Annotated in this window: 14 protein-coding genes; 1 reads left to right on the forward strand and 13 read right to left on the reverse strand. The window is 34.6% G+C overall.

Features of this window, described 5'->3' with window-relative positions; translation table 11 throughout:
• Window positions 1–13: 13 nt before the first annotated feature.
• The 4 genes from AA088_RS01180 to AA088_RS01195 form a co-directional block, all read right to left on the reverse strand.
• Window positions 14–496: a hypothetical protein gene (locus AA088_RS01180; protein WP_046743095.1), complete on the reverse strand. Its 483-nt coding sequence runs from the start codon at window positions 494–496 to the stop codon at window positions 14–16.
• A 62-nt stretch (window positions 497–558) separates the two neighbouring features.
• Window positions 559–1953 (reverse strand): flotillin family protein, encoded by a 1395-nt coding sequence (locus AA088_RS01185; RefSeq protein ID WP_046743197.1) that lies wholly within the window; start codon window positions 1951–1953, stop codon window positions 559–561.
• A 25-nt stretch (window positions 1954–1978) separates the two neighbouring features.
• On the reverse strand, window positions 1979–2599 hold the full coding sequence (locus tag AA088_RS01190) for a hypothetical protein (protein WP_046743096.1): 621 nt from the start codon (window positions 2597–2599) through the stop codon (window positions 1979–1981).
• 19 nt (window positions 2600–2618) lie between these two features.
• On the reverse strand, window positions 2619–3800 hold the full coding sequence (locus AA088_RS01195; RefSeq protein WP_046743097.1) for a beta-ketoacyl synthase N-terminal-like domain-containing protein: 1182 nt from the start codon (window positions 3798–3800) through the stop codon (window positions 2619–2621).
• 142 nt (window positions 3801–3942) lie between these two features.
• Here AA088_RS01195 and AA088_RS01200 point away from each other — a divergent pair, with 142 nt between their 5' ends.
• Window positions 3943–4371, forward strand: a complete 429-nt coding sequence (locus AA088_RS01200; protein ID WP_046743098.1) for a cytochrome c oxidase assembly factor Coa1 family protein — start codon at window positions 3943–3945, stop codon at window positions 4369–4371.
• A gap of 8 nt (window positions 4372–4379) precedes the next feature.
• Here the strand turns inward: AA088_RS01200 and bioA are convergent, their stop codons facing one another.
• The 9 genes from bioA to atpD form a co-directional block, all read right to left on the reverse strand.
• Window positions 4380–5645 carry an adenosylmethionine--8-amino-7-oxononanoate transaminase gene (gene bioA, locus AA088_RS01205; RefSeq protein WP_046743099.1) on the reverse strand — a complete coding sequence of 422 codons (1266 nt, stop codon included), beginning with the start codon at window positions 5643–5645 and terminating at the stop codon, window positions 4380–4382.
• Window positions 5642–6256 carry a dethiobiotin synthase gene (gene bioD / locus AA088_RS01210; RefSeq protein ID WP_046743100.1) on the reverse strand — a complete coding sequence of 205 codons (615 nt, stop codon included), beginning with the start codon at window positions 6254–6256 and terminating at the stop codon, window positions 5642–5644. The genes bioA and bioD overlap by 4 nt, the downstream gene beginning before the upstream one ends.
• 8 nt (window positions 6257–6264) lie before the next feature.
• Complete coding sequence (locus AA088_RS01215) at window positions 6265–6642, reverse strand: putative signal transducing protein (RefSeq protein WP_046743101.1); 378 nt, start codon at window positions 6640–6642, stop codon at window positions 6265–6267.
• The gene (locus tag AA088_RS01220) at window positions 6632–7780 is read right to left on the reverse strand and encodes an aminotransferase class I/II-fold pyridoxal phosphate-dependent enzyme (protein ID WP_046743102.1); all 1149 of its coding nucleotides are present in this window, start codon (window positions 7778–7780) and stop codon (window positions 6632–6634) included. Before AA088_RS01220 ends, AA088_RS01215 begins: the two co-directional genes overlap by 11 nt.
• The gene (locus AA088_RS01225; RefSeq protein ID WP_046743103.1) at window positions 7777–8280 is read right to left on the reverse strand and encodes a hypothetical protein; all 504 of its coding nucleotides are present in this window, start codon (window positions 8278–8280) and stop codon (window positions 7777–7779) included. Before AA088_RS01225 ends, AA088_RS01220 begins: the two co-directional genes overlap by 4 nt.
• Before the next feature lie 48 nt (window positions 8281–8328).
• Complete coding sequence (locus AA088_RS01230) at window positions 8329–8961, reverse strand: SanA/YdcF family protein (RefSeq protein ID WP_046743104.1); 633 nt, start codon at window positions 8959–8961, stop codon at window positions 8329–8331.
• Window positions 8962–9059: 98 nt separating this feature from the next.
• The gene (locus AA088_RS01235) at window positions 9060–9776 is read right to left on the reverse strand and encodes a hypothetical protein (RefSeq protein ID WP_156168344.1); all 717 of its coding nucleotides are present in this window, start codon (window positions 9774–9776) and stop codon (window positions 9060–9062) included.
• A 176-nt stretch (window positions 9777–9952) separates the two neighbouring features.
• Window positions 9953–10246, reverse strand: coding sequence for a FoF1 ATP synthase subunit delta/epsilon (locus tag AA088_RS01240; RefSeq protein ID WP_046743106.1), 294 nt, complete (start codon window positions 10244–10246; stop codon window positions 9953–9955).
• An 80-nt stretch (window positions 10247–10326) separates the two neighbouring features.
• Window positions 10327–11835, reverse strand: coding sequence for a F0F1 ATP synthase subunit beta (gene atpD / locus AA088_RS01245; RefSeq protein WP_046743107.1), 1509 nt, complete (start codon window positions 11833–11835; stop codon window positions 10327–10329).
• Between the last annotated feature and the right edge of the window lie 149 nt (window positions 11836–11984).

The following is an 11984-nucleotide window of genomic DNA, read 5'->3' on the forward strand; positions in this document are numbered from 1 at the left end:
GTGACAAAAATAGTTATATCCATTTAGATTCTGTGCCTGTTGCATCTAAAATATCAATTTTTAATATATCCGCAATTTGTTTTGCTACAGCAAACGCATCTTTTTTATCTTTCGTATTGTAAGCTTTGATGCGATGATTTCCGTTGTAGAATAAGTTTAGTACAATAACATCATTTTTTATTTCTGTTTCATGAACAAAATCTCTTATAATCGCTCTTTCTGTTGCAATGAACACTGAAATATAATCTATTTCAGGCAAATCTTCCCATTGCCCAAAACGAATTCCTAGAACATCTGTAAATGCCCTATATTGTCGTTTGTTTAGCTCTACTTCTGTTCCTTCTTTTATAAAAAATAAGATTGATACAACACAAAAAATTAATCCTAAAAAATTTCCTGTAAACGTTGCTATGACGCCAACTAAAAAAAATCCCACACCAAAAACGTACCTCAACAAATGAATCTCTCTTTTGTAGCTAATTTTATTTTTATTCATACTTAGGATTGGAGTAATCAAAAAATCCGCACAATGCGGATTTTTAACAGTACATTTTTATGTTATTTTTCTTCTGAATCTTCTGAAGTTGTTGTTTCTGAAGCTGCATTGTTAGCAGTAATGTCTTTTCCCTTTAAATATTCTGGCAATTCCATTCCTGCCATGTTGAACATTTCTTGTAATGGTGGTACTGCTTTGTACATGCCTGAGATAAAGTTGGATGTAGACGTTTTACCATCTTTTCCTCCGCCATTTTCCCAAACAGTCACTTTATCAATTTTTATATTTTTGATGGCTTCTGCTTGTGTTTTAACCAGTTCTGGCAATTTATCGGCAATTAACAATAATACCGCATCTTTTGCATTGTTTCCAGCAGCAGCAACTATTTGATCCAACCCTTGTGCTTGCTTGGTTAAGACTTCATACAACCCTTGTGCTTCTGCTTGCGCTTTGAAAAGAATTGCATCTGCTTCTCCTTTGGCTCTTCTACGAATGCGTTCTGCCTCCGCCTCAGCATCAATTTCTACTTTACGTTTGTCAATTTCTGCAGGAACGATAATGTCTGCTTGTTGCGAAGAACGCTCTCTTTCCGCTCTTGCTTCTTCTGCTTCACGTTCTGCAGCATATGATTCTTCCAAAGCTTTGGCTGCTTGCACTTTTTCTGCTGCAATTGCCACACGTTCTGCCTCAGCTTCGCGTTGTCTACGCAAGGAATCAGAGTTTGCCACTTCAATTTTTGCTTTGTTTTCTCCATCAACCGCTTTGGCATTGGCTGCTGCTACTTGTGTACGTTCATCTTGTGATGCGTTTGCTTCTCCAATAGCTCCATCTCTGTTTTTCTCAGCAACCGATTTACGAGCCGCATTGATAGCATGTGCCGCAGCTTCTTTACCTAATGCCTCAATATAGCCTGACTCGTCAACAATATCTGTAATGTTTACGTTGATTAATTTAAGACCCACTTTTTTTAATTCCGACTCGACACTTTCAGAAATGTTTGTTAAGAATTTATCTCTATCAGAGTTAATTTCTTCAATATCCATAGAAGCAACTACCAAACGTAATTGTCCAAAAATGATTTCTTGTGCCAGTTCTTGAATTTCATGTTGTCCTAATCCAAGAAGTCGTTCTGCTGCATTTTGCATAATTCCAGGTTCCGTAGAAATACCTATGGTAAATCGGGAAGGAACATTGACACGAATGTTTTGTTTACTTAACGCATTTACCAAGTTAACTTCTATGGAAATTGGCGTTAAATCTAAGTATTCATAATCTTGAATAACCGGTAAAATAAATGCGGCACCTCCATGAATACATTTGGCAGATTGTCCGCCACCCACTTTTCCATAAACTACTAAGATTCTGTCGGAAGGACAGCGTTTGTATCTACGGATAAATACCGTGATTAGCAAAAAGATAAAGAGTCCTGCAGCAATTATCAGAATGAGTCCTGACATTTCGCCTAACGCTGAACTATCACCACTATTCTGCGTTTGCAATAAGAGAAGTGCTTTTGTCATAATTTGTGTTGTTTATTGGTTGAACGATTAATATTCCTGTTCCTGTAATGTCTATAACTTTTACCACAGTTCCTGTTTTAAGTGCCTCATCACTATCAGCAAGCGCTTCTAATTCGCGCAAAGCACCTTGCACATTGATATGAACTTTTCCGATTTTAGAACGATTAGCTCCAATCGTTAAATATACTTCTCCTACATTTCCTATAGCATTTTCAAGTTTGAGTGTTCCGCTACTTACGAGTTTGTTAATGTAGTATATAAGGGTCGCCATTACAAACATCATTACCAATCCAGCTAACACTGATATTAAAATAGTTACACCTTTTCCAAAACCTGCATTGATACATGAAATTCCTGCCCAACTAAAAATGGTAAAGAACGCTACCAAATTTTTAAATGTAAAAAACTGAAACCCAATACCAGTATCGTTTTCAATTTCAGCATCTACATCACCATCAATACCATCTGTATCACCTACCAAAAAAGTGGTAATTAAAACAAATACAAAAATCGTCGATGCTATGGCTGCAATAATCCAATACGATTTTTCAAAAGTCGTTAATGCTGAAAACCAATCTCCCATGATATGCGATTTTAATGTGTTATTTACTATTATTAGAATTTTCGTTTTTGGTTAATAATACCGATACGGCATTTCCTCCAAATCCTACCGCGTTGACTAAAATTTTGTTTAGTTGTTTCGGCTGTTTTTCTTTTTCAAGATAGGGAATTGACACGAGTTGTTGTTGTTGCATCATCAGGATTGCCAATTCAATACTCAACATTCCAGAAGCTCCAAATGTGTGCCCTATTTTCCATTTATTCGTAGTAAGATTTGGAATTTTGTTACAAAATATTTTTTTGATAGCATTATATTCTGCTTGATCTCCTTTTATAGTTCCAGGTGCATGTAAGATAATTGCATCTATTTTTTCTACAGCAGTGTTCCCCAAAGCCATACGCATGGATTTTTCAAAACATATCCCATTAGTTGAAATAGATGTATTGTGCTGTAATGTTTCAGTAGCATATCCAATTCCACAGATATAAGCAAGTGCATTTTCCTTTCTACCTTTTTCTAAACAGATTGAAGCAGCGCCTTCCCCCAAAATCATAGTGTTTTGCCTTTTTTTCAAATCTAAAGACAAACATGGATAGCTCTTTTTTTCTTTAGCATAAATGTGTAATGCTTGCATTTGGGCAATTGTAAAAGGGGTTAATGGTGCTTCACTGCCTCCTACTAAAAATTTATCGGTCATTCCAGACTGCAACCACGCAATTCCGTTCAATACGGCATGCAATGCTGTTGAACATGTTATTGAATGTGATATTTGTGGTCCTGCCGTTTGTAAATCGTGTGCTACCCACGATGAGATATTTCCTAAAGTTGTGGTTGGAGAACTTAATGTTTCAGCATATTGATTTTGAAGAAAATCTGCATGATATTTTTCAAAAAGTGACGTAGCTCCTCGCGAAGAACCAATATTCACTCCAAAGTCACTCTCAGGAAGCCAACCTGCGTTTTTAATTGCCTTTTGCGATGCTAGTATAGCATATAAAACACTGTTATCAAGGTTTTTATATTTAGTATTTACTTTTTTTAGATTGCTTATTTCATCCAATGCATCTTTAGAAAGTGATGCAACATAAACTTCTTGCTGTTGCTGCTTTTGAATGGTAAAACAATGAGAGTCATTTGTATATTGTTTCCATATTTTATCAGGTTCATTCCCTAAAGGAGACAAAGATCCTAACCCTACTATCGAAATACAATCATGCAACATATCAGCTTTAATTTGAGTTGACAAATATCGTAAGAAATGTATTGATTAACCAACATTTGATAAGCTGTTTCAGGTTTTTGTTTTCTAATTTTTAGTATCTTTAAGTCTATACTTACTTATTCACTTTTTTAAGACTTTTTCCATGCAATATGACAATACAATCCATGAGCCTAGAAAAAATTGGTGGCAACGCAACTGGAAATGGTTTGTTCCAACAGGTTGTTTGAGTTTGCTGGTTATATTTAGCATTGTAGTTTATGGTATTTTTACGATGGTTACTTCCGTAATCAAAGAATCTACTCCGTATACAGAAGCTCTTCAGAAAGTAGTCACTGATTCATATATAATAGAACAACTTGGAGAGCCTATTGAGCAAAGTGGTATGTTACAAGGAACTATTTCTATTTCCAATGATGATGGAGAAGCTGATTTACAAATTCCTCTGAAAGGTTCTAAATCTAAAGCAACACTTCATGTTGTCGCTTATAAGAAAAATGACCAATGGCACTACGAAACAATTACTGTTTTAGTAGAAACTACACAAGAAAAGATTAATTTGATTGATAAATAATTTAGTTATTACAATTCATTAATAGTTTCTCTAATTGCTTGATATATTTTTTGTAATTGTAAATCTGTTGTGATGTAAGGTGCCAAAATGTAAATTGTGTTCCCAAGCGGACGTAAACACACTCCCTTTTTCATAAACGACTGAAAAAGTTGATCGCGTAAGTTTCCATATCGCTCCATCTGTATATTAAGATCAAGTGCAAAAATTTGTCCTTGTTGTCGTGTAGAAGCTACTTTTGGATGGTGTTTAATTTCTTCATTAAATCTTTCATGCGATTGCTGAATTCGCACTAGATTTTGTTGTATTTCATCAGACACTAACAGTTCTATCCCTGCAAGAGCTGCGCTACACGCTATGGGATTTCCTGAATATGTATGCCCATGAAAGAATCCTTTCTGGATATCATCTGCATAAAACGCATTATATATTTTTTGACTGCAACTCGTGATTGCCATTGGAACCATTCCTGCTGATAAGGCTTTTGACAGACACATAATATTTGGCTTTGTCTCAATATAATCTGACGCAAAGTTTTTGCCGGTTTTACCAAAGCCTGTCATTACTTCATCGGCGATAGTCACTACATTATTCTCTTGTGCAATTTTAAGAATTTCGTTGATATGTTTTGCCTCATGCATTTGCATTGCTGCAGCACCTTGCACTAACGGTTCATATACAAATGCCGCTACTTTTTCTTCTTTAATGAGTTTTATAAATTGCTCCTTGACTTCAGTTAAGTTTGTTGAATTTGGCACAGGAATTCTAGACACATCTATAAAGAACTCCTCAAAAGGACCATTGTATACTGAAAGTCCAGAGACTGACATTGCTCCAAAGGTATCTCCATGAAAACCATTTTCTAATGCAATAATTTTGCCTCTTTTTTCATTATTGTTATAATGATATTGCAAAGCCATTTTGATAGCAACATCAATTGCCGTAGACCCATTATCTGAAAAGAAAAGTTTTTCTTGATTTTCTGGCAATATACTGATGAGTTTTTCGGAAAGTTCAATTGCTGGTCGATGTGTAAATCCTGTAAATACAACATGATCTAGCGTTTCCATTTGTGAGCGCATTTTTTCAATGATATATGGATTGCAATGCCCATATACACATGTATACCATGAAGCAATTCCATCAATGTACTCATGACCATTTTCATCGTATAATACGGCACCTTTTGCTTTCGTAATCGCAATATGATCTGAATGCGTTTTATGCTGCGTTAATGGATGCCAAAGATGTTTTTTATCTCTTTCTTGTAAATTCATGTAAGTTTTTCTTTGAATAATGCGGCGTATTCGCTGATTACGTTTTGATCAATATATGGTTCTTCATCAATTCGTCCAATGATTGGAACATTGGTCATCTTCTCAATGATACTTTCTGTAGTTGGATGTTCTTTTCCGCTAAAAATAATAGAAACCTTGTATCCTTTTTCCTTTAGCATATTAACCGATAATAATGTATGATTGATACTCCCTAAATAATGACGAGAAACAACCACTACTTCATAATCTGGCTTGATAATATCCAAAATTGTATTTGTATCATTTAATGGAACAAGAACTCCACCAGCTCCTTCTATAATCAAATGATTGTCAGTAACAGGTTCTTGAATCTGATTAATATCAATCGTTATATTATCAATTTCTGCAGAAGCATGCGGACTCATTGGAGTATGTAACGCATAGCTGTTTTTATGAATCTTCGTTGTAGAATTGGATATATATCGCTTTATTTTATGACTATCAGAATTATCTAAATCGCCAGCCTGTATTGGTTTCCAATAATCTGCTTCGAGCGCTTCTGTCAAGATTGCTGAAGCGACTGTTTTTCCAACTTCAGTTGAGATTCCTGTCACAAATATTTTTTTTCGCATTCGCTATTTTATTTGAAAATTTCTCCACAATTAGCACACTCATAACGTTTTGGCTCAAAAAAAGGAAAGAGTAAATACCATAAACTCTTTTTGGGCGCTGCTATTAAGACACGATTTTCATTGCATGCTGGACAAATTATTCGTTGTCCTTTAGGGTCTACTTCGTATTCACGTAATTCATTGTACAATGCTATAGCTTTTTCTTTGTCTTGTAAGTGTACTTGTAACTTGACACCTCCAATTGCATGACTTACCAAAGGGTCTACATCTACAGTATGTTCATCTTTTAAAAATACTTCTATTCCTTCGGATTGAAATTTTCCTTTCATGACTTGTGCGTCAGCCGTATATTCAAAGGCTGCTACAGTGTAAAAATCATTCTTCATAGTTAATAAAACTCTCTTTTAATAAGTTAACAACATTCTGTATTTCGTCTTTTGTATTATATGCATGCAAGCAAAAACGAAGACGCTCTGCTCCTTTTGGTACAGTTGGCGACAGAATGGCTTTGACATCAAAACCTTTGCTTTGCAGTGTTTTTGCAATATGTTTTACTTTTTGATTTCCTGCAATCACACAACAATGAATCGCTGCATTTCCCTCAATAAATTTTAGCTCTTTCGTAGCTTGTTGAAATGCCTGAATGTTTTGGTGTAATTTGGCAACAGCCTTTGTTTGTATAAGTTCGTCGTAAGCAATTTTGATTGTTGCTACAGCATGCGGTGACAAAGCCGTCGTATAGATAAAACTTCTTGAGAAATTAACCAAGTAGTTTTTTAATTCTTTACTTCCAATAATGACAGATCCATGACAGCCTAAAGCTTTGCCAAACGTATAAATTCTTGCAAATACTTTTTTTTCTAGCGCTAATTCTTGCAATAAACCTTGTCCTTTTTTTCCGAAAACGCCAATTGCATGTGCTTCGTCAACGACAAGATATACTTGTTTGTTATGACACAGTTTTACAATAGCATGCAAATCAGGAGAATCTCCATCCATCGAAAAAACAGACTCCGTCACTACATAGATAACATCATTTTCGGTGAGTGTTTGTTGTGCTTTTTCAATTTTTTTTTCTAAATCTATTAAATCGTTATGTTTAAATTTATATGATTTTGCATGGCTCATCCCAATTCCATCTCGAATGGACGCATGAATGTATTCATCAAACAAAATTACATCTCCGCGTTGCGGTACCGACGAAAAAAAACCGATATTAGCATCATATCCAGAATTGAAAAGTAAACCAGCTTCTCCATTATGAAAATTACTTAGCTGCATTTCAACTTCTTCATATAATTCGTGATTTCCTGTAAGTAACCGCGAACCTGTAGCGCCATTTAGCTGTAGGTTTGTTTCTACTAGATATTGATGCACTTTTTGAAATATTGTTTCTGAAACCGCAAATCCCAAATAGTCATTGGAAGAAAAGTCTACATGATTCTGAGAAATCGAAAGTAATCGCAGACTATTGTTTTGCGTGCGATGTTGTAGTTTTGCTGATATTTTTTGAGGAATTTTCAAAGTTCAATCCATTTTGAATCGTTAGCAACCGTTGCATCAAGCAAATCAATTTTTAGTTTTTTAGCCAATTGTTTTCCTATTGCTAAGGCTTCTTCTTTTTCTTCTGCATGAGATATTTTAAAATGCTTGTTTCCAACATGCCAAAGATTAATCTCATAGAAACTTGCCTCTTTTTTAAAGACAGAAATATATTCTAAAGCTGGTAATTCTTGCCATTTCCCCAGTTTTACAAAGACATATTTACGTTCTTTTTTAAATAATTTTTTATCAAAATCGAAGTAGAAAGTGTGAATTACAGAGTAGTAAATTGCGGCACTTAATGAAAATATAGCAATTTCCAGTTTATTCACTTCTCTTAATGCATAATTCCTTTCGAGAGACAGTTTGAATTCCCATAAAAACCATCCGATTAAAAATATCGTCACCGTATAAAAAAATGCCGCAAAGACTAAATGCGTAATTGATCTTTTTTCTTGAGAGATGATTATTTGACCTTCCATAACGCAAAAATAGGGATAATTCTATGGAAATGATTGTAAAATACCAGCCTATTGTATGGTTATTTTTTCCCCTAAAAATTTGGGTTGTGTCCCAATAACAAGGTCTAAACACATCGCAACTCTTGCTAGCACTTCTCTGATTTTGACTTTTATTCCGCTGTTTCCACGCACATCCTTTGCATTGAATCCTATCGCTTTAATTCCTTTAGCATTGGCTATGGCAATTGCTCGTTCATTATGAAACTGTTGTGAAATTATTGTGATACTTTCTTGTTGAAATATTTCTTTACTACGCACTACAGAGTCCAACGTTCTGAACCCTGCATAGTCTAAAAATATTTTATCTTCAGGTATTCCTTCCGCAATCAAATCTTCTTTAAAAGTAGTAGGTTCATCATAGTATTGACTTCCATTGTCTCCACTTACTAAAATGTATTCGATTTTTCCTTCTTTATACAATTGAACTGCCGCATGAATCCTGTATGCGTAAAATAAATTTACCATTCCATTTTTAAGATATTTGCTTGTTCCTAACAACAAACCTACTTTGTTTGATGGAATTTCAGAAACTTCATTATACACTTTTTCTTTTGCAATGATTTCAACATACAAATTGCAAAAAATAATTGCGACTATGAGTAATACAAATAATAAAACTATTCGTTTTGCTATTTTTTTCATTTAATGAAATTCCTTTATTAGTTTATAATTTACAAAAAAGCACCAAGTACTACTTGATGCTTCCAAATCTTTTTCTTTATAATGTAAGATCGTTTTTTTTAAAGCGTATTGATATAATTTATAAGCTTTATCAAATCTTCTTCTTTTGTTGTTTTAATCTTTTTTTCTTTGATAAATTTCTCTACTTCTTTTTCTTTTCCAGGAAATAGTTTAATTACATCTTTCTTTCTTCTAGGCACTAAGATTGCACTTCCGCTTCCATCGATTTCGATAAAAAATTCACTTCTTTCACTTTTGAATTTAGCAGAAACACCTCCAAGATTTCCATTGTAGGAAGCTTTTTTCTCTTCTACAAACTTCTTTCTATCTTTTCGATAAAGCGTTATTTTTGAATCATCAGTAAGCTGTACATAATAGCCTAATCGATCGCCATCACTTTCATCATATTCTAAAATTTTATAGGTAATGTTCCCTTTATTTTGCTTAATCACATAACTTCTATTGTTCTTGTTCATGATAAGTGTATCCGTACTTTGAATGACTTCCATATCATCCAAAGCTGCATTGTAGCGTATCATATACACCTTGTCAATCGGCATAATTTTAGCCGAATTAAAACTGTCATCATAGTACGGTGTTCCGTTGATATTTGCCTCTAAAATCGATTTGAAGTTTTTTTGCATTTGTGCTTGAAGCGTTAAATCGTTGTGAAACATAGAAGCTTGAACAGCTGATCTTGCAGATTGAGAAAAAGCAACTCCAGCGATTAGCATGCAGACCGCAAATGATACAAATTGTTTGATAGATAGTTTCATAACTTATAATTTTTTATTGGTTAATGTACGAATTGAATTTGATTTGTTCCAAATAAATAGACTACTTTTCATAGCATCAAATATTAGTCCATTTTTTTTGATTGTTGAATTTGTTGCATAAAAAAAGCACCAAACGTGCGTTTGATGCTTTATATCGTGTTTGCTTGATTTAATAATTAATCAGCCAATACAATTACTTTATTATCCTTCATTTCTACAGTTCCAGAATTAATGTGTAGTGTCAGAACTTTATCATCATCATTGTGAGGAACAATTTTACCATGCAAATCATCCAATTCAAGATGACTTTGTGTATGCGTATGGATTTTAACAATTCCTTCTTTCAAAAGAGATACAATCGGTGCGTGATTGTTCAACATTTGAAATTCTCCATTAATTCCTGGCACAGCTACAGAATCAACTTCTGAACTAAATAATGTAGCTTCTGGTGTAACAATTTCTAAATACATAATTAATTCTTCTAGTATTGAGTAACGAGTGATGAGTTTTTGCAGCTTTTCACGGCTATAACCTCATTTCTCAGTACTTATTAAGCTTCAGCAAGCATTTTCTCTCCAGCTTCAATTGCTTCTTCAATAGTTCCTTTAAGGTTGAAAGCAGCTTCTGGCAAGTGATCTAATTCTCCATCCATAATCATGTTGAATCCTTTGATCGTTTCTTTAATATCTACTAATACTCCTGGAATTCCCGTAAATTGCTCTGCAACGTGGAATGGTTGTGATAAGAAACGTTGTACACGACGTGCACGTCCTACCGCCATTTTATCTTCTTCAGATAATTCTTCCATACCAAGAATCGCAATAATATCTTGTAGCTCTTTGTAACGTTGTAATAACTCTTTTACACGTTGCGCACAGTCGTAATGCTCTTTTCCTAAAATTTCGGCTGTTAAAATCCTAGAAGTAGAATCTAATGGATCTACTGCTGGATAAATACCAAGCTCTGCAATTTTACGAGACAATACCGTTGTTGCATCCAAGTGGGCAAACGTTGTTGCTGGCGCTGGATCGGTAAGGTCATCCGCAGGTACATATACCGCTTGTACAGAAGTAATAGAACCTTTTTTAGTAGATGTAATACGCTCCTGCATTGCCCCCATTTCAGTTGCTAATGTAGGTTGGTATCCTACCGCTGATGGCATACGTCCTAAAAGTGCTGATACCTCAGAACCTGCTTGTGTAAAACGGAAGATGTTGTCAACGAAGAAAAGTACGTCTTTTCCTTGTCCATCACCTGCTCCATCACGGAAATATTCTGCAATGGTCAATCCAGATAATGCTACACGCGCACGAGCTCCTGGTGGCTCATTCATCTGTCCAAATACGAAAGTTGCTTTCGAATCTTTCATCGCAGCTTTATCTACTTTTGAAAGATCCCATCCACCTTCTTCCATAGAATGCATGAAATCATCTCCGTATTTGATAATTCCAGATTCTAACATTTCACGTAAAAGGTCATTTCCTTCACGTGTTCTTTCTCCTACTCCTGCGAATACTGAAAGTCCACCGTGACCTTTTGCAATATTGTTAATCAACTCCTGAATTAATACTGTTTTACCTACACCAGCACCACCAAATAATCCAATTTTACCACCTTTTGCATAAGGCTCAATCAAATCGATTACTTTGATACCTGTAAATAAAACTTCTGTAGAAGTTGATAAATCTTCAAACTTTGGTGCTTCTCTGTGAATAGAAAGTCCGTTTTCTCCATCTCTAGGCAAATCTCCTAATCCGTCGATAGCGTCTCCGATAACGTTAAATAATCTACCGTATACATCGTCGCCAATAGGCATTTTAATAGAGTCTCCTGTAGTTAATACATTAGTACCTCTACTAAGACCATCTGTCGAATCCATAGAAATGGTACGCACTGTGTTTTCTCCTACATGCGATTGTACCTCTAATACTAATTTAGTACCATCTTCTCTTGCTATTTCTAATGAATCATAAATTCTTGGAAGTTCGTTCCCAGCGCTGAATTCTACATCAACAACAGGACCTATAATTTGTGCAACTTTACCTGTAACTTTTGACATTACTTAAGTGTTTAATGTTTAGGTTATTAAATACTGAAAAACGGTTTTCTATTTTTCTACTAAAACATGACCTTTTTTCGCGGTGCAAAGATATATTTTATTAATTAAAATAAGTAGTGTTTTGTAATGATTTTTCAAAATTACTTAAA

It is taken from the genome of Kordia zhangzhouensis, assembly GCF_001005305.1.
Lineage (GTDB): Bacteria > Bacteroidota > Bacteroidia > Flavobacteriales > Flavobacteriaceae > Kordia > Kordia zhangzhouensis.